Source organism: Flavobacterium arundinis, from assembly GCF_038289855.1.
Lineage (GTDB): Bacteria > Bacteroidota > Bacteroidia > Flavobacteriales > Flavobacteriaceae > Flavobacterium > Flavobacterium arundinis.
This window is the reverse complement of sequence record NZ_JBBYHR010000002.1, coordinates 276735-294905: the sequence shown is the minus strand read 5'-3', so window position 1 is coordinate 294905 and position 18171 is coordinate 276735. Positions and strand designations below refer to the sequence as shown.

Here is an 18171-nt window from a genome sequence, read left to right as displayed (position 1 = left end):
AATTATGCCATTTGTTTGAAGGCTGACAAATTTACAGATACAAAAAATGCCAGCACAAATGAGCCGGCATTTTTATGGTTTTATTATGAAAAATTAGTTCGCAGGTTGTCCCGCCGGTGCAGGTGTGCCGCCTTGTGGCTGTGCAGTGCCCGGTTGTGTTGCCGGTGTTCCTGTAGCAGGAGCTTTAGCAGCCGGTACAGCATCTTCATCGATCATTTTCTCTTCACCGGAAAGGTTAGTTGAAAAGCTAAGGCTCGAAAGCAATATAAGCGCTATTAGTATGGCAGCAAGTGTCCATGTACTCTTATCAAGGAAATCGGTGGTTTTCTGTACGCCTCCCATCATTTGTGTTCCGCCAACAGCAGAAGACAAGCCGCCGCCTTTAGGGTTTTGCACCATAATTACGACTATCAGAAGGAAGCTCACTATTGTTATAAGTACCAGAAAAATTGAAAAGTTAACCATCGTATTAATTGTTATTTTGTTGTAAAGTCTTTATGTCCGAAATACGGTCTGCAAAGAAAACACTTTTTTCCGGATATTTCAAAATTAAAATTTCATAAGCTTGAATGGCTTTTGCATATTTTTTTTGCTCCAGGTAAACTTTCGCCAGGGTTTCGGTCATCAGGCTGGAATTGTCTTCACTGCTCCGCACAATGCTCACAGGAGGTTGCGGGCTGTTTTTTACAGGCGCTATCTTTGGATTGTTCTCAATAAATTTATCGATCAGCTCCAGCTTTTTGGCTAATGAGTCACTGTTTGCCGGTTCAGGGTTATCCTCTCCCGGTTTTTCTTCGCGGCTGACAGGGGTCATTTTAGAAAGTTGCAGCCATTCGGCAAAGGAATGTTTTTCCTGTGGGTTAAAGTCAATTGGCCTGCCTATCTCAAGTTTTTCTTCGGCAGCTGTAATTTCTTCGGTTGGCGCTTCTTCAATTGCATTAAGTACAGGTTCTTCTGTTTCGGCCATCTCCGGCGGCATTTGTTGTGGCTGAGGTGCGCTTTCATCTTCAGCCGGGCCTGCTGCTTCTATAAGCCGTTTTATAGATTCTTCTGCTTTGTCGGTTGGAGATTGAGGCGCGGCTACCACTTCGCTATCGGCAACAGCAATAAGCCCGACAGATTTTTCCCGGTCTTCAAAAAACTTTTTCTGCACGCTTTGGAACTGCTCTGATGTAATGAAATCGAACAGCACCGACCTGTCTGTTGTATATGCCGCAGTTTTCTTCAATTCTGTATTGTACCTGAAGCTGTCCTGGTTATACAGTCCTTTTAAATAAATGGCGCGCGCACTTTGCAGGAACGGGAACTCATTAAGTATCCGCTCCAGCTCACCCGTCTGCTTCTCATTCAGCGAATAAGGCTTATTTAAAAGTTGTATGTAGTCTTTTGTGTTCAAGTTAGTTTTTAAGTTTTAAGTTTACAGTTTTAAGTTTACAGTCCGGCTTGAAAAGCTGTCAACCGTAAACTGTTAACTAAAAACTACCTACCATTTCGCCAGCGACTCATTAAATATATCCTGAGTTATCCTTTCGAATATTTCTTCCAGCGCTAAAGTGAGTGTTGGCCCTGATGGCAGGTTGTCACCAGAGTAATCATAATAGAAGCTGAAGCGTTTTTCAAAATCATCATCTTCTTTCTTTTTGTTGGTAAAGCGCACCATTACCGATATGGTCAGCCTGTTTTGAGCAGCACGCTGGTTGGCAGTTGCGGTCATGGGGCTTACACGGTACTCTACAATCTCCCCTTCATATACCAGGTCGCCGCCGGAAGTAGTAAGGGCCAGATTGGTCTGGTTCAATATAAGGTTCTGGAGTCTTTGCGTAAACTGGCGCTCAATGCCCGGTTCTACCAGTTCCGCATTATTCTGGAAATAATTCACCTGGAATGTTTTGGCATCGATCTTACCGGTCCCGGTAAAATTGTATACAGAGCAGCCGCTGAGTGTAAATAATACCGCCAGCGCCATCAAAATTTTTATGTGTTTCATAATTCGTACCATTATAGGTCAAATTGTTTTATTTTCCTGTAAAGCGTCCTTTCCGATATGCCCAGTTCGTCGGCCGCAGCTTTGCGCTTGCCTTTGTTGCGTTCCAGGGCTTTTTTTATCAGTTCGATCTCTTTTTCGTCAAGCCTGAGTGTCTCTTCTTCCTCAACAGTTTCGGCAAACAGGTAGTTATCATCGTCGTCGTCATGGTGTTCCACAGGTTCCGGCCGTTGTACCTTTTGTTGTGTAAAGACATCCGGCCTTGGCAAATCCTCAAAATCGCTGTGGTTATCGCCACCCGAACCGTATATCTTTTGTATCAGACCTTTGTTCGATTCCTGAACTTTGTTGGTGTTGCCATTCTGCATAAGTTCCATCGTGAGCTTCTTCAGGTCGTTCAGGTCGCTTTTCATGTCAAACAGCACCTTATATAATATCTCCCGCTCGTTACTAAAATCGCTTTCGGCTTTCTGGCCTTTTACCACCGCAGGCAGGTTGGTTCCCGCTTCCGGCAGGTAGTGGTGAAGCGTAGCCAGCGAAATATTGCGGTTTGTTTCTAAAACGGAAATTTGCTCTGCCACATTGCGCAGCTGGCGTATATTTCCGCTCCAACGGTAATTTTGCAGCATTTGCACGGCATTGTCATCCAGCTTTATAGGTGGCATTTTGTATTTATGTGCAAAGTCCGATGAGAATTTACGGAACAGCAGGTGGATGTCGTCTTTCCTTTCACGGAGTGGCGGCAGCATAATATCCACGGTGCTCAAACGATAGTACAGATCCTCACGGAACTTCCCTTTTTCGATCGCATCGAACATATTCACGTTGGTAGCCGCTACAATACGCACATTTGTTTTCTGCACCTGAGAAGAACCAACTTTTATGAATTCGCCGTTTTCCAAAACCCGCAACAGTCTCACCTGTGTAGTAAGCGGCAGTTCGCCTACTTCATCGAGGAAAATGGTACCGCCATCGGCCACTTCAAAATAACCTTCGCGTGTTCCGGTTGCTCCTGTAAATGCGCCTTTTTCGTGGCCAAAGAGTTCGCTGTCAATTGTTCCTTCGGGAATGGCGCCGCAGTTTACGGCGATGTATTTGCCATGCTTCCTGTGTGACAGGGCGTGTATTATCTTGGGGATGCTTTCCTTACCCACACCGCTCTCGCCGGTCACCAATACTGAAATATCAGTAGGGGCTACCTGTATGGCTTTTTCAACCGCGCGGTTCAGTTTGGGGTCGTTCCCTATAATTTCAAATCGTTGTTTTATTGCTTGTACGCTTTCCATAGCCCCCTAACCCCCAAAGGGGGAATTGTTATCGTTAATTTTCATAATATCGTTTAACACCCCTGCAGTTCCCCCTTTGGGGGTTAGGGGGCTTATAACTACTGCATTTCGCTATAGCCCACCGCTTCACCTATTAATGTAGCCGATGTGCATTCGCTTACGAGTACATTCACAAAGTCGCCCGGCTTGTAGTTGCCTTTCGGGAAAACTACCACTGTGTTTTGCGAGTTGCGTCCGCTCCAGTGCTGGTCCGAACGTTTGGATTCTTTCTCGACAAGCACTTCTACTACCTGGCCGACAAAACGCTGGGTGCGTCCCAATGCCATTGACTGCTGAAGGTTGATGATCTCAACGAGCCTGCGGTTCTTCACTTCGTCCGGCACATCGTCCTCCATTTTGCGGGCGGCCAGTGTTCCGGGGCGCTCAGAGTAGGCAAACATGAACCCGAAGTCATATTTGCAGTGCTCCATAAGGCTAAGGGTGTCCTGGTGGTCTTCTTCAGTCTCCGTAGGGAAGCCGGCGATCATGTCCTGCGACAGTGATATTTCCGGTATAATGCGGTAGATGTTGTCTACAAGCTCCATATATTCCTCACGGGTGTGCTGGCGGTTCATTTCTTTTAGTATGCGTGTGCTGCCGCTTTGTACCGGCAGATGGATGTACTTACATATATTATGGTGCTTCGCCATTACCTCTATTACTTCCAGGTGCATGTCCTGCGGATTGGAAGTCGAGAAACGGAAACGCATTTTCGGGAAAGTAGTGGCTACCCTGTCCAGCAGTTGTGCAAAGTCTACTGCTGTAGCTTTCTGCATTTCAGATGCTTTCACGAAATCTTTTTTGAGCCCGCCGCCATACCACAGGTAGCTGTCCACGTTTTGTCCAAGCAGGGTAATCTCCTTAAAGCCCCTGTCCCAAAGGTCTTTAATTTCTTCCATAATACTTTCCGGCTCACGGCTGCGTTCACGTCCACGGGTGAATGGCACCACGCAGAACGTACACATGTTGTCGCATCCTCTGGTAATGGAAACAAATGCTGTCACACCATTGCTGTTGAGGCGTACCGGGGCAATATCGCCATACGTTTCCTCTTTGGAAAGAATTACGTTGATGGCATCACGGCCTTCATCTACTTCTTTCAAAAGGTTGGGGATGTCCTTGTAAGCGTCAGGCCCCACGACCATGTCGACTATCTTCTCTTCTTCCAGGAACTGGCTTTTCAGGCGCTCGGCCATGCAGCCAAGCACACCCACCTTCATTCCCGGGTTTATTTTTTTTACGGCATTGTATTTTTCGAGCCTTTTGCGCACGGTCTGCTCCGCCTTATCGCGGATAGAGCAGGTGTTTACCAGCACAAGATCGGCCTCTTCGATGTTCTGGGTGGTATTATAGCCCTGCCCGGCAAGTATCGAAGCAACAACTTCGCTATCCGAGAAATTCATCTGGCAGCCGTAGCTTTCTATGAAAAGCTTTTTTGTATTTCCTTCTTTCTGCTCCAAAACAAGGCTTTGGCCCTGCTTATTTTCTTCAATTATCTTTTCCATAATTCACTACTGGACATGCTTTTTTAGAACGGCAAAGATAATAATAAAAGTGTAACCCTGTCAACTTGGCAGAATGTTGTTTGAGTAAAATTTTATACTACGCATGGTCCGCTTTTTTGTGTAGGGATAGCAGTCGGTTAAAAAAAATATAATAGCCAAAAGTAACGTATTATCCTGCCATAATTTTTCTTTTACTCCTATATATAGTATATATATAGCTATTGCGCTCCCGACTGCCGTTTCGTAAAATATGAGTAATTAAGACGGGGTACATTATAATATTTAAAAAAATCACATACTTTTGCGACCAAAGAAAAGTATAATGGCAAAGAATTTAGTGATCGTCGAGTCGCCGGCTAAGGCAAAAACCATAGAAAAGTTTTTAGGGGCAGACTACCAGGTAGAGTCCAGCTATGGGCATATCGCCGACCTTCCAAGCAAAGAAATAGGGGTAGATGTGCTCAACGGCTTCAAGCCCAAATATGAAGTGTCTGCCGATAAAAAGGCATTGGTTAAAAAACTCAAAGATCTTTCTAAATCGGCCGAAATGGTTTGGCTGGCTTCCGATGAGGACCGCGAAGGGGAGGCTATTGCATGGCACCTGGCGGAAGAACTGAAGCTGGACAAATCAAAAACAAAACGCATCGTTTTCCACGAGATCACTAAGACAGCGATACAAAAAGCGATAGAAAACCCACGTGGAATCAACTACGACCTTGTTAACGCACAGCAGGCACGCCGCGTGCTCGACAGGCTTGTGGGCTATGAACTTTCGCCGGTGCTTTGGAAAAAAGTAAAAAGCGGGCTTTCGGCAGGAAGGGTGCAATCGGTATCTGTACGCCTTATTGTGGAGCGCGAGCGCGAAATTCAGAATTTCAACGCAGAAGGCTCTTACAGTATTACGGCTGAATTTGTAAATGAGGCAGGTAAAGTTTTCAAGGCAAAGCTTCCGAAAAATTTTGCAACCAAACAGGAGGCGCAGGATTTTTTAAATAAAAATATCGGGTCTGCTTACAAGGTTTCTGACCTTGAAACAAAGCCGGCTAAAAAGTCGCCTGCAGCGCCATTCACCACATCAACATTGCAGCAGGAAGCCGCCAGGAAATTATACTTCCCTGTTGGCGTTACCATGATGATGGCACAACGCCTGTATGAGGCGGGACTTATAACCTACATGAGGACCGACAGTGTAAACCTTTCGCAGGAAGCGATGGGTGCTGCGGAAGCAGAGATCACCAGGTCTTATGGCAAGGAATTCAGCAGGCCGCGCACTTATGCTACCAAAAGCAAAGGTGCCCAGGAAGCCCACGAGGCCATCCGTCCAACCGATATGACGCGCCACACCGTGAACATTGACCGTGACCAGGCAAGGCTGTATGACCTGATATGGAAACGTACTGTAGCTTCGCAAATGAGCGATGCCCAACTGGAACGTACCAATGTAAAGATCGAGGCGAACAATCATAAGGAGCTGTTTACTGCTTCGGGAGAGGTGCTCTTATTTGAAGGCTTCCTGAAAGTATACCTTGAAGGCAATGACGATGAAGATGCTGAACAGGAAGGAATGCTGCCTGCGCTAAGAGTAAACGAAAAATTATCGAATAACTATATCACGGCAACCGAGCGTTTCTCTAGGCCGCCTGCCCGCTACACCGAGGCCGCGCTGGTTAAGAAACTCGAAGAGCTTGGCATTGGCCGACCGTCTACCTATGCGCCAACGATCTCTACAATCATCAACAGGAATTATGTTGAGAAAGGGAATTTTGAGGGGCATGAGAGGAAATACAGCCAGCTTATGCTGAAAGGCGCTTCTGTTACGCAGCAGGAACTTTCTGAAAATGTTGGTTCAGACAAAGGAAAGCTTGTGCCTACTGATATCGGTATTATTGTAAATGACTTCCTTGTGAACCATTTCGGAACGATACTCGATTATAACTTTACCGCTAAGGTAGAGCAGGATTTTGATGAGATTGCTTCCGGTAACGCTGACTGGACGATGATGATGAACGATTTTTACGGGCATTTCCATCCGACAGTTATCAATGTTGAAAAGACAGCAGAGCGCGAATCGGGCGAAAGGATATTGGGCACCGACCCGAAAACAGGAAAACCGGTAAGTGTGCGCCTTGGTAAATTCGGGGCAATGGCACAAATTGGTGATGCCGAAGATGAAAACAAACAATTTGCAAGCCTTTTGCCGGAGCAGAACATAGGAAGCATTACGCTTGACCAGGCTTTGGGGCTGTTCCTGCTGCCGAAAAACCTTGGTACTTACAAAGGGGAAGAGGTAGAAGTGAATAACGGCAGATTTGGCCCGTATGTTCGTTTTGGGAAAATGTTCATTTCGCTCCCGAAAGGAGAAGACCCGCTCGATGTTACTTTTGAAAGGGCACAGGCGCTTATCAATGAAAAAGAGCAGGCCGATGCGCCTATAGGAATGTATCAGAGTGAGCCGATACAAAAAGGCGTTGGGCGTTTCGGTCCATTTATAAAATGGAACGGTATGTTCATTAACGTAAGTAAAAAATACAATTTCGATAACCTTTCGCAATCCGACCTTGAAGCGCTTATTGAAGACAAGCTGCAAAAGGATTTCGATAAAGTTATTCATCACTGGGAAGCTGACGGTATAAAGGTAGAGAAGGCCCGTTGGGGGCGTTCTGTCATCCTTAAAGGCAAAACCAAGATTGAGCTTAATAAGGATGTGGATGCTTCAAAGCTTACTCTTGACCAGGTAAAAGCTATGATAGAGGAGAAGACTCCGGCAAAGAAAACGGCGGCCAAAAAAACGACGGCTAAGAAAGCTCCGGCGAAAAAAGCAGCAGCAGTAAAAAAGAAATAAACAGCAATTATGCCTTTTGAATTTTTAGAACCTTTAGATGCAGACCTGCTCGGTTTTATAAACGAGCTTCCGCCGCAGGCATTAGGCAAAAAAGCCGTACTTCATACAGAAGAAGTTTTTCCCGAGCTGGAAAATGTTTCCATTGCGCTTGTGGGTGTATTGGACAACAGGGGCATGAATGATAAAAAAGATCACGTACACCTTAATTATATACGTAAAGAATTTTACAGCCTTTTTCCCGGTAATTGGGATAAAGGTATTGTCGACATGGGAAATATACCTTCCGGGGAGACTACACAGGATACGTATTATGCTGTAAAAAGTATTGCAGAAGTGCTTATAAAGAGTAAAGTTATCCCGATAATTATAGGCGGTTCGCAGGATTTGGCCTACGGGCTTTACCGCGCTTATGACCGCCTGGAGCAAATGGTAAACCTTGTGGCAATAGACAGCAGGTTTGATTTCGGGAAGGAGAATGAACCGATATCTGCAAGGTCATACCTTACTAGTATTATAGTCGATGAACCGAATAACCTTTTTAATTACAGTAATATAGGTTACCAAACGTATTATAATTCACAGGAGGAGATCGACCTGATTGAGAAATTATACTTTGATGCCTACCGCCTGGGAGAGGTTTGTAACGATCCTTCTATTGCCGAACCGGTGTTCAGGGATGCAGATATGGTATGTATTGATATGACTGCAGTTAAGTCTGGCGATTCAGGAAATATTGTTAAATTTATACCAAATGGTTTTGATGGCAAAGAAATTTGTACTTTAGCGCGCTACGCAGGGATAAGTGATAAGGTTAGTTCCTTTGGAATATTCAACCATGAGGACACCCGGCAGGAAGCAGCGCTTATAGCGCAGGTGGTATGGTATTTTATTGAAGGCATGCACTACCGCTCTAACGAATATCCGTTTGGCAGCAAGGAGCAATACCTGAAGTATATAGTGCCTACGGAAGACGAGGAGATCATCTTTTATAAGAGTGACAAAACAGAAAGATGGTGGATCGATGTCCCTTTTGTATCGGGAGTTGATAATAAATTGAAAAGGAATACGTTATTACCATGTAGCTATCAGGATTATATTAGTGCATGCAACAACGAGTTTCCTGAAAGATTGTGGAAAGCTCAAAGAAAAAACATAATTTAACAGTTTTGTTATAAAAAAGGCCGATTTGTAAACAAGAATTTAAATGTTTGCGTTTGGACATGGTTTTTTTATTAAAAAAATTGTTTTTTTGAAAATAAATAAATAGGTTTACGCCCTTAAAAATAGAATTACAAAAACAACCCAAATCTATGAAGAAGTTCATTGCATTAACAGCAACTTTATCATTTTTAATCAGCTGTGGTTCCAGTGACCGGGGGGAACTGGTAGGTGTTAGAGGAAAAAAGTGGAGGCCTGAAAAGCCTTATGGTATGACTTTAGTTCCGGGCGGCGCTTACATAATGGGTAAGTCAGATGATGACTTGGCTAATGTGCAGGATGCTCCTACTAAAACGGTAACTGTACGTTCTTTTTATATGGACGAGACGGAAATCACAAACAGTGAGTACCGCCAGTTTGTGGAGTGGGTGAAAGATTCGACTATCAGGACCAGGCTTGCTATCCAGGCGGATGAGCAGGGTGCTACACCGGGAAGTGGTGGTATAGGTGAATATGCATTCAAAGACCAGGAGGGTGAAGAGAAATCGCCTTACGATCAATATATGTATGATAACTACTGGAGCCTTGGAGATCCTAACAATCCGGACGATATGTATGCCGGAAGAAGGCTGAACCATAAGCCAAAGCTTATCAAGGACCCGCAAAAATACCCGGATGCTGATTATGTTGAGGTTATGGACTCTATGTATCTTCCTGAATCAGAATCATACAACGGATTAAGGACTGTGGATGTTTCAAAGCTTATATTCTCTTACACGTGGATGGATATTGATGCAGCTGCTAAAGATAAGTCTACTAAAAGCACGAGGAACAAAAGGAGTAAATATATGAGGCATGAAAAAGTAGAGGTTTATCCCGATACTACTGCATGGATCAAAGATTTTGCTTATTCCTACAATGAGCCGATGCACAATGACTATTTCTGGCACGAGGCTTATGGCGAATATCCTGTTGTAGGTGTTACATGGCAGAAAGCAAAAGCATTTTGTGCATGGAGGACTCTTAATAAAAATACATACCAAAAAGATAAGGGTAATCAGTTTGTAAATAAATTCCGTTTGCCTACAGAGGCTGAATGGGAATATGCAGCCAGGGGAGGCCTCGAGTCTGCAACATTTCCTTGGGGTGGTCCTTATGCTAAAAATGATACAGGGTGTTTCCTTGCGAACTTTAAGCCAAACAGGGGTGACTATGCTGCGGACGGTGCTCTTTATACAGTCGAGGCACAATCATTTGAGCCAAACGATTTCAATCTTTATAATATGGCAGGTAACGTTTCTGAGTGGACAGATTCATCTTATGATGCTTCTTCTTACGAGTACGTTTCTACAATGAACCCTAACGTTCCGGATCTTAACAATAATCGTAAGGTAATTCGCGGAGGTTCCTGGAAAGATGTAGGGTACTTCCTTCAGGTAAGTACAAGGGATTGGGAGTATGCCGATTCTGCAAGGAGTTATATTGGCTTCAGGACAGTACAGGATTATATGGGTACACAAAATACCGGTAATCAACAGTAACCAACTTTATTTTTTGAATATTTATTTAACTTAACTAAAAACTAAAATTATTTTTATTATGGCACTACCTAAAAGAGTTATGAATTTTGCCTATGGTATGGGAGCAGCGGTTGTAATCGTTGGAGCACTTTTTAAAATACAACACTGGGCCGGAGCAAGTATAATGCTAATCGTAGGACTTGGTGTAGAAGCTCTTATCTTCGGATTGTCTGCTTTTGACCCTGTTGATAAAGAACTTGACTGGTCACTGGTTTATCCTGAACTTGCAGGTGGCGAGGCTAAGAAAAAAGAAGTGAAAAAAGAAGATCCAAAAGAGGCTCAGGGTCTGCTTTCACAAAAACTTGACAACTTATTGAAAGAAGCTAAAATTGACGGCGCGTTGATGGAAAGCCTTGGTAACAGCATCAAAAACTTTGAGTCTGCTGCAAAAGGAATTTCTCCAACAGTTGATTCAATCGCTTCTCAGAAAAAATACAGTGAGGAAATGTCTATGGCTGCTGCTCAGATGGAGTCACTAAACAGTCTTTATAAAGTTCAGTTAGAGAGCGCTTCACGTAACGCTGACGCTAACAAAGAAATCGCTGATAACGCTGCTAAACTAAAAGACCAAATGCAGGCTATGACACAAAATATTGCTTCTTTGAACAATGTTTACGGTGGTATGCTTTCTGCAATGGGAAACAGAGCTTAATTAGCTAATTAGTATTATATAACAAAAAAAACAAGACACTAATTAGAAATGGCAGGAGGAAAATTAACCCCTAGACAAAAGATGATTAACCTGATGTATCTGGTTTTCATCGCAATGTTGGCACTAAACATGTCAAAAGAAGTATTATCTGCTTTCGGTTTGATGAACGAACAGTTTGAATCTTCGAATGTTGAAAATACTAAAACTAACGCTCAGCTTTATGATGTTATTAAGCTTAAAGCTTCAGAAAGTGCATCGTTTGCCCCGGCAAAAGCATTATCTGATAAAGTAAAAGGAATCTCTGCTGAATTTTATGCTTACATCGAAACTCTCAAAGGTGAGATCGTTAAAGATGTTGAAAGAAAAGAAGATGGTAAGCTTCCTTATGAAGCAATGGATAAAAGTGCCATGATTGATGAAGGCTGGTTTGAAGGCGATGGTTATTCTAAAAAAGGTAATGAGATCATTGCTGCTATTGAAAAGTATAAAAAAGACATGAAGGCAGCTGTAGGATTGGATACTAAATATAAAGCTATTGTGAGAGAGCTTGATAGTAAATTCAATACATCTGACGTCGTTGACGGAGAAGGAGTTAAGAAGAGATATCTTGACTATCACTACAAAGGATTCCCTTCTATCGCTTCTTTGACAAAGCTTACCGCTATGCAAAATAACGTAAAAGTTATGGAAGCTAACGTTTATAACCTTGCTTTGGGTAAAGCGGCTATTGATGCAACTTCAATGAATAAATATCAGGCGATTGTTGTGCTAGACAAAAACGCTTACTTCCAGGGAGAAAAAGTTACTGGTAAAGTAGTATTGGGAAGATATGACGAGGATACTAAACCTGTATCTTTCGAAGGTCCTGGTAAAATTGACCCTGCAACAGGCCAGGCAAAAATTGAAATGACTGCCGGTGCTGTAGGTGAGCAAAACATCAAAGGTAAATTTAACTTCCTTGAAGATGGCAAGAATGTTCCTTTGGCATTTGAAGGTACTTATGTTGTAGTCCCAAAACCAAACTCAGCTACAATCTCTGCTGATAAAATGAATGTAGTATATCGTGGTGTTGATAACCCGATATCTGTTTCATTCGCTGGTATCGGTTCTGATAAAGTTACAGCTTCTGCTCCTGGTATGAGGTCTGCAGGTAAAGCAGGACAATATATGCTTACTCCGGGCTCAGGTACTGAAGTAGTTGTTAATGTTACCGGTAAGCTTCCAGATAATTCAACTGTAAGCGATAAAAAAGTATTCCGTATTAAAGGTCTTCCGGCACCTACTGGTAAAATCAGGAATGAGGTAGCTGCAAAAGGTCCTAAATCAAATCTTGAAGTTTGTACTATTTCTGCGGTTATGGAAGACTTTGATTTCCCTTTAACAGTTAATGTTACTCAGTTTAACTTAAAAGTACCGGGACAACCTACTATTGTTGTTCAGGGTAACAAAATGGATTCAAAAGCAAAGTCAGCTATTGCTAAAGCTGGTAGGGGTGATGTTGTAGTTATCTCTGATATTAAAGCTAATTTCGTAGGTATTGATCAAAAACCACGTACAATTTCTATGTGTACTTACGAAGTACAGTAATTAAATTAAATAAAAAAGTATAACAATGAGCAGGAGGATTTTATCATTATTAGTTTTCTTTGGCCTTATATCCGCTAGCGGGTTTGCACAGTCAAACCTTTTGAATGCCAAGACTCCGCAGGAAATAGGTAAAAAGACTGCCGCACAGGATTCATTGGACAATGACAATCCATTACCTTACGGATACGTTGGTGACAGGGACGTACTACAGTCAAGGAAAGTATGGGAACATATTGATATCGACCAAAGGGTTAATTTTCCCATGTATTTTCCAGTTGAGGAGAATTTAGGTCCTGACAGGAGACCCCTTTATGATGTATTAATAACTGCTGTAAAGGAAGGTAAAATCACCGAAGTGTATGACGATAGTTATTTTACTACAAAAAAGACCATGAAGGATATTCAGGAACGTCTTTTCAGGATTGATACTACATCTGCTGGTACTGATGAATATAATGCAGACCCAGCTGCTTATAGATCCGGTAAAAAGACAATTTCTCCTGAAAACATTGTCAAAACGGAAATTAAAGCAATTGATGTTTCCGGATATGAGATTGTTGGTTTGTGGTATTTTGATAAACGTCAAGGAGAGCTTAAGTACAGAATGCTTGGTATTTCACCAGTAGTTCCGGATGTCCAGACTATGGGTAAAGAAGGTATTGAACAAGAATATTTCCCTTTGTTTTGGGTATTCTTCCCTGCTGCGAGAGATGTACTACACAAGGCAAAAGCCTTTAATGAGAAAAACTCTGCAATGCCGATAACCTTTGACCACCTTCTTAACTCAAGGCGTTTCAGCGCTGTAATGACAAAAGAAGACAACGTTTACGGTGACAGGCTTATACAGGATTATATGAAGGAAAATTCACAAATGCAATTGCTTGAAGCAGAGCGTATCAAAGAAAAGATTCGCAACTTCGAGCAGGATATGTGGAATTACTAATATCATTATTCCAAAATAATAGAAAACTCTTACCCTTTCGGTAAGAGTTTTTTTATTTTTACCTTATGAAAGATTTTATTATCATTGGTGGTGGCCTTGCAGGGATCAGTTTTGCTGAAACGGCTTATTCAAACAGCAGGTCATTTACAGTAATCAGCAATGCTTCACAAAATTCTAGCTTAGTTGCAGCTGGTATTTACAATCCGGTTATATTAAAACGGTTTAGTCTTCCGCAGGATGCACCTAAGCATCTGGAGTATATGAAGCCTTTTTATAAAAGGATTGAAGATCGCCTGGGTTTAAAATTTGATCATAGTATCCCCGTTTACAGAAAGTTTGCTTCAATTGAAGAGCAGAATGATTGGTACACCGCAGCTGATAAACCTATGCTTGAACCTTTCTTGTCGACAACATTGGAACCATCAGGATATGAGTACCTCCCTGCGCCATTTGGGCTTGGCAGGGTGCTACATACAGGATATGTTGATACCACTGTCCTGATTGACGGCTATCATAACTCTTTAATGCAGTCAAAGGCTTTTTTAAACGAAACCTTTGATTATAATACGCTTGAAGTCTCCGCTGACTGCGTTATTTATAAAGGTATTGAAGCCCGCCACATTGTTTTTGCTGAAGGCTTCGGCCTGCATTCCAATCCTTATTTCAAGCATCTGCCACTGGATGGCACTAAGGGCGAACTGTTGGTCATCAGAGCGCCTATGCTTAAAGTCGATGCTATTGTAAATGCCGGTGTGTTTATACTTCCTGTTGGTGGTGACATTTATAAAGTTGGTGCCACCTATGAATGGTACGACAAAACCGACACACCTACTGAAGGAGGTAAGAAAGAACTTGTTGAAAAACTAAATGAGCTTGTTACCTGCGACTATGAGGTCATTTCCCATTTGGCAGGTGTGCGGCCAACTACAAAAGACAGGAAGGCACTTATTGGAACCCATCCTGAATTTAAAAATGTGCATTTGCTTAACGGGCTTGGTACAAGAGGCGTTATGCTCGGGCCGGCTATGGCTAAAGAACTCTATGATTCTATCGAAACAGGAATCCCTGTACCAATGGAAATAAGCTTGGCGCGTTTTAAAAACAGAAAGATTGCGTAATAGTAAATCTGCTTCCTTTGAAAGTAGTACCTTTGCAAAAAAATTGGCAGCTGCGTAAGTGCTGCAATAAGAATTACATTTAATGCTGAACATACATAATTTATCGGTTTCCTTCGGGGGCACGTATTTGTTTGAGGAAGTTACCTTTAGGCTTGGATCCGGCGACAGGGTAGGCCTTGTTGGTAAAAATGGTGCAGGAAAATCGACCATGCTAAAAATATTATCCGGCGATATTGCGCCCGATTCAGGAGTAATTGCAACGGAAAAAGAGGTGAAGATCGGTTTCCTGAGGCAGGATATCGACTTTGTAAAAGGGCGCACCGTACTCGAAGAAGCCTATCAGGCATTTGTGGAAATAAAAGACGTTGAAGGTAAAATCGACAGGATTAACCACCAACTGGCTACCCGTACAGATTATGAAAGTGAAGGATATTCGAAATTAATTGAAGACCTTAGCGACCATACGCACCATTATGAAATATTGGGTGGTTATAACTATGTCGGTGACACTGAAAAGATACTTTTAGGGCTTGGTTTCAAAAGGGAAGACTTTGACAAGGCTACTGATACTTTCTCCGGAGGATGGCGCATGCGTATTGAACTAGCGAAACTGTTGCTTCAATATAATGATGTATTGTTGCTGGATGAGCCTACCAACCACCTTGATATTGAGAGTATAATCTGGTTGGAATCTTTTCTAAGGACCTATCCCGGTGTGGTGATCATTGTGTCGCACGACAAGATGTTTCTGGATAATGTAACGAACCGTACTATTGAAATATCCCTTGGGAAAATATATGATTTCAACAAGCCTTATACCCAATATCTTGACCTTCGTCATGAAATAAGGGAAAAGCAGCTCGCCACCCAGAAGAATCAGGAAAAAAAGATCGAACAGACTGAAAAGCTTATTGAGAAATTCAGGGCTAAGGCATCTAAAGCCTCTATGGCGCAATCGCTTATAAAAAAGCTGGATAAGGTTGAGCGCATCGAAGTAGATGAAGATGATAATTCGGTAATGAATATCTCTTTCCCTGTTTCTATGACCCCGGGACGCGTTGTGGTAGAGGCGGAGCATGTAACTAAGAAATACGGGGAGAAAACTATATTGAAAGATATTGACCTGCTTGTCGAGCGTGGAAGCAAGATCGCTTTTGTAGGCCAGAACGGGCAGGGGAAGTCAACGCTGATAAAAGCAATTACAAAGGACATTGACTATGCCGGTGTAATAAAATTGGGGCATAATGTACAATTAGGCTATTTCGCACAGAATCAGGCGGAATACCTTGATGGCGAGATTACCCTGCTTGAGACCATGGAGAATGCGGCAACCGACACCAACCGCTCAAAGGTGCGCGATATGCTGGGCGCTTTCCTGTTCAGGGGGGACGATGTTGAGAAAAAAGTAAAAGTACTCTCAGGAGGCGAAAGGAACCGTTTGGCGCTATGCAAGCTCCTTCTCCAGCCGATTAACGTACTTGTGATGGATGAGCCTACCAACCACCTTGATATTAAATCGAAGAATGTCCTGAAGGCTGCCCTGCAAAAATTTGAAGGGACTTTGCTGCTGGTATCCCACGACAGGGATTTTCTTCAGGGAATGTCTAACATAGTATATGAATTTAAGGACCAGAAGATAAGGGAATACCTTGGTGATATCAACTTTTATCTTGAACAGCGCAATATGCAGAATATGCGCGAGGTAGAAAAGAGGGATGTGGTAAAGGAACAGCCCAAAGCTGCAAAACAACAGGTGTCTTATGAGGATCAAAAGAAGAATAAAACCCTGCAAAATCGCTTGAGCAAAATAGAAAGCCAAATACAGGAACTGGAAAAGCAGATACAAAAAGATGATCGTTCGCTTGCGGAGCATCCTGAAAAACTAACGGGTGATGCATCTTTCTTTTCGGCCTACGAGAAGAAAAAGAAGGACCTTGATTCTCTTATGGCAGAATGGGAAATCGTACAGGAAGACCTGGAAAAAGCGTAGTTATAAAGATATTTATTATCCTGGCCATTACCGTGGGACAATAATAAAGGGCTGAATTTATCAGCCCTTTTCATTTAATTCTTTGTCCTGATCTCTACTTCCTTTTTCTTGTTAGTGATGATCACATTATTTTGTTTTTCTCCATCCTTGCTCTTCACGCTTACACCATCTTTACCAATGCTTACAGAAGTCCCGTCGGTATCTTCTTCTGCTTTAGTTGTTGTAGGCGGAGGAGGAGGCGCAGGAACTGTTGCCTGTGGCTTTGGCGCTGGCGGCGGAGCAGGATTTTCAACAGGCGGCGGTGTTGGTGGTAGCGGCTCTTCCTTCTTTTTACAGGATGCCAATAACATTATGGCAAGTCCCGTCATTAAAATTACTTTTTTCATATTTTGTACTTTAAGGTTACTAAGGTTCGTTAAAATTAACTAATTTGTAAGATATTATATGTAATACTATCTTAAAGTTATACGATTAGCCCAATTCGTTTAGAATGGGCAATGGCATCGCTGCTATTCTTGAAATAACAAACGGCAACTCCCATAGCTTCCATGTTCTTTACAGCTGCAACTGCCTTTTCCTTCTTATGCCTGCCTGTCTGCCGGATATAAACCGCCTTTACCGTAACCGGGAATATCTTACAGATGCTTTCATAAAGAAAAGGGTCGTGCTGTGAGTCGTCGCCCAGTAATGTGTATTGCAGGTGCGGGTAAAATTCAAGTATGTGCTTTATCTTATCGAACTTATGATTATGGTTGCCACGGCCGGTAACAAAGAAATCGAGAAGGCTTGTTTTAATATCTTTAAGTAATAGGACGGCTCTAGGCAACTCATGTTTTTCTGTAAATTTCACAATAAAGCTGTACAGGTTCCATTCACTGCTGGACACATAAAAAAAAGCGTTTGTTTCCTCTTTCGCGTTCCTGCCTGCAGTGCTTAACGCCTTGTAATGTGCAACAACATCATCGAATATTTTTCGTTTATTGATATTCTTCCACAATAGTATGTACAGTTTTTTAAACGCATTCCGCGTATGGGATACCAAAAAGGTATCGTCAATATCCGATATAAAACCAAGGTCACCTTCATAAGGCCGTATGTAAGTCCCTTTTTCGCAGATTTCCTCGCCTTCATGAAAGGTACTCACATAATAGTCCGTCCAGCCGTAGCCCAACTGCTCGTTTAGCGGGATGCAGAACTTAAAATAACCATCGCTAAGCGCTTTGGTATGGATCTTTATTCCATCGTGTTCAAGGTAGATGTCTGCATTCGGAATCGTTTTTACGCGGAACATCCTGATGATGGATTTTGCGTTTTTGAAACGTTTCTTCTCAAACTCATAATCGCTTGCGGTATTTGGCCTGAAGACATGCCCGAAAACGATCAGTTCTCCCTCATTGGCATAACCGCGGTAAAGTTTTAAAACTGGCTTCATGAAAAATTTATAAATTTGATAAGAGTTTCCCGTTTCTATTTCTCTAAATTTAATA

Annotated in this window: 15 protein-coding genes; 8 read left to right on the top strand and 7 right to left on the bottom strand. The window is 42.6% G+C overall.

Features of this window, described 5'->3' with window-relative positions:
* Positions 1 to 93 precede the first annotated feature (93 nt).
* The 5 genes from secG to miaB form a co-directional block, all read right to left on the bottom strand.
* Entirely contained in the window at positions 94 to 465 is a 372-nt protein-coding gene (gene secG, locus AAEO56_RS04360) for a preprotein translocase subunit SecG (protein ID WP_341695804.1), read from the bottom strand.
* A 4-nt stretch (positions 466 to 469) separates the two neighbouring features.
* Positions 470 to 1396: a tetratricopeptide repeat protein gene (locus AAEO56_RS04355; protein ID WP_341695803.1), complete on the bottom strand. Its 927-nt coding sequence runs from the start codon at positions 1394 to 1396 to the stop codon at positions 470 to 472.
* A gap of 87 nt (positions 1397 to 1483) precedes the next feature.
* Positions 1484 to 1987 (bottom strand): LptE family protein, encoded by a 504-nt coding sequence (locus tag AAEO56_RS04350; protein WP_341695802.1) that lies wholly within the window; start codon positions 1985 to 1987, stop codon positions 1484 to 1486.
* A gap of 11 nt (positions 1988 to 1998) precedes the next feature.
* Positions 1999 to 3270 carry a sigma-54 interaction domain-containing protein gene (locus tag AAEO56_RS04345; protein ID WP_341695801.1) on the bottom strand — a complete coding sequence of 424 codons (1272 nt, stop codon included), beginning with the start codon at positions 3268 to 3270 and terminating at the stop codon, positions 1999 to 2001.
* 98 nt (positions 3271 to 3368) lie between these two features.
* Positions 3369 to 4814 carry a tRNA (N6-isopentenyl adenosine(37)-C2)-methylthiotransferase MiaB gene (miaB, locus tag AAEO56_RS04340; RefSeq protein WP_341695800.1) on the bottom strand — a complete coding sequence of 482 codons (1446 nt, stop codon included), beginning with the start codon at positions 4812 to 4814 and terminating at the stop codon, positions 3369 to 3371.
* A 322-nt stretch (positions 4815 to 5136) separates the two neighbouring features.
* Between miaB and topA the strand changes: the two genes are divergently transcribed.
* From topA to AAEO56_RS04300, 8 genes are all read left to right on the top strand, one after another.
* On the top strand, positions 5137 to 7656 hold the full coding sequence (gene topA, locus AAEO56_RS04335; RefSeq protein ID WP_341695799.1) for a type I DNA topoisomerase: 2520 nt from the start codon (positions 5137 to 5139) through the stop codon (positions 7654 to 7656).
* A 9-nt stretch (positions 7657 to 7665) separates the two neighbouring features.
* Complete coding sequence (locus tag AAEO56_RS04330; protein ID WP_341695798.1) at positions 7666 to 8817, top strand: formimidoylglutamase; 1152 nt, start codon at positions 7666 to 7668, stop codon at positions 8815 to 8817.
* Between the two features lie 149 nt (positions 8818 to 8966).
* On the top strand, positions 8967 to 10355 hold the full coding sequence (gene porK, locus AAEO56_RS04325; RefSeq protein ID WP_341695797.1) for a T9SS ring complex lipoprotein PorK/GldK: 1389 nt from the start codon (positions 8967 to 8969) through the stop codon (positions 10353 to 10355).
* A gap of 58 nt (positions 10356 to 10413) precedes the next feature.
* A complete protein-coding gene (gene porL, locus AAEO56_RS04320; RefSeq protein WP_407934948.1) occupies positions 10414 to 11046 on the top strand; it encodes a type IX secretion system motor protein PorL/GldL in 633 nt (210 codons plus the stop codon).
* Between the two features lie 48 nt (positions 11047 to 11094).
* On the top strand, positions 11095 to 12633 hold the full coding sequence (gene porM / locus AAEO56_RS04315) for a type IX secretion system motor protein PorM/GldM (RefSeq protein ID WP_341695796.1): 1539 nt from the start codon (positions 11095 to 11097) through the stop codon (positions 12631 to 12633).
* Positions 12634 to 12658: 25 nt separating this feature from the next.
* Positions 12659 to 13576 (top strand): type IX secretion system ring subunit PorN/GldN, encoded by a 918-nt coding sequence (gene porN / locus AAEO56_RS04310; RefSeq protein WP_341695795.1) that lies wholly within the window; start codon positions 12659 to 12661, stop codon positions 13574 to 13576.
* Between the two features lie 65 nt (positions 13577 to 13641).
* Positions 13642 to 14694 (top strand): NAD(P)/FAD-dependent oxidoreductase, encoded by a 1053-nt coding sequence (locus AAEO56_RS04305; RefSeq protein WP_341695794.1) that lies wholly within the window; start codon positions 13642 to 13644, stop codon positions 14692 to 14694.
* Positions 14695 to 14776: 82 nt separating this feature from the next.
* Positions 14777 to 16684, top strand: a complete 1908-nt coding sequence (locus AAEO56_RS04300; protein WP_341695793.1) for an ABC-F family ATP-binding cassette domain-containing protein — start codon at positions 14777 to 14779, stop codon at positions 16682 to 16684.
* Positions 16685 to 16758: 74 nt separating this feature from the next.
* Here the strand turns inward: AAEO56_RS04300 and AAEO56_RS04295 are convergent, their stop codons facing one another.
* Both AAEO56_RS04295 and AAEO56_RS04290 read right to left on the bottom strand, forming a co-directional pair.
* A complete protein-coding gene (locus tag AAEO56_RS04295) occupies positions 16759 to 17070 on the bottom strand; it encodes a hypothetical protein (RefSeq protein WP_341695792.1) in 312 nt (103 codons plus the stop codon).
* A gap of 77 nt (positions 17071 to 17147) precedes the next feature.
* Entirely contained in the window at positions 17148 to 18116 is a 969-nt protein-coding gene (locus tag AAEO56_RS04290) for an App1 family protein (RefSeq protein ID WP_341695791.1), read from the bottom strand.
* Positions 18117 to 18171: the final 55 nt, after the last annotated feature.

What these genes read in the sequence shown, in the direction of transcription:
- secG (WP_341695804.1), bottom strand. Translation starts at nt 465, where the DNA reads ATGGTTAACTTTTCAATTTTTCTGGTACTTATAACAATAGTGAGCTTC.
- AAEO56_RS04350 (WP_341695802.1), bottom strand. Translation starts at nt 1,987, where the DNA reads ATGAAACACATAAAAATTTTGATGGCGCTGGCGGTATTATTTACACTC.
- AAEO56_RS04345 (WP_341695801.1), bottom strand. Translation starts at nt 3,270, where the DNA reads ATGGAAAGCGTACAAGCAATAAAACAACGATTTGAAATTATAGGGAAC.
- miaB (WP_341695800.1), bottom strand. Translation starts at nt 4,814, where the DNA reads ATGGAAAAGATAATTGAAGAAAATAAGCAGGGCCAAAGCCTTGTTTTG.
- topA (WP_341695799.1), top strand. Translation starts at nt 5,137, where the DNA reads ATGGCAAAGAATTTAGTGATCGTCGAGTCGCCGGCTAAGGCAAAAACC.
- AAEO56_RS04330 (WP_341695798.1), top strand. Translation starts at nt 7,666, where the DNA reads ATGCCTTTTGAATTTTTAGAACCTTTAGATGCAGACCTGCTCGGTTTT.
- porK (WP_341695797.1), top strand. Translation starts at nt 8,967, where the DNA reads ATGAAGAAGTTCATTGCATTAACAGCAACTTTATCATTTTTAATCAGC.
- porL (WP_407934948.1), top strand. Translation starts at nt 10,414, where the DNA reads ATGGCACTACCTAAAAGAGTTATGAATTTTGCCTATGGTATGGGAGCA.
- porM (WP_341695796.1), top strand. Translation starts at nt 11,095, where the DNA reads ATGGCAGGAGGAAAATTAACCCCTAGACAAAAGATGATTAACCTGATG.
- porN (WP_341695795.1), top strand. Translation starts at nt 12,659, where the DNA reads ATGAGCAGGAGGATTTTATCATTATTAGTTTTCTTTGGCCTTATATCC.
- AAEO56_RS04305 (WP_341695794.1), top strand. Translation starts at nt 13,642, where the DNA reads ATGAAAGATTTTATTATCATTGGTGGTGGCCTTGCAGGGATCAGTTTT.
- AAEO56_RS04300 (WP_341695793.1), top strand. Translation starts at nt 14,777, where the DNA reads ATGCTGAACATACATAATTTATCGGTTTCCTTCGGGGGCACGTATTTG.
- AAEO56_RS04295 (WP_341695792.1), bottom strand. Translation starts at nt 17,070, where the DNA reads ATGAAAAAAGTAATTTTAATGACGGGACTTGCCATAATGTTATTGGCA.
- AAEO56_RS04290 (WP_341695791.1), bottom strand. Translation starts at nt 18,116, where the DNA reads ATGAAGCCAGTTTTAAAACTTTACCGCGGTTATGCCAATGAGGGAGAA.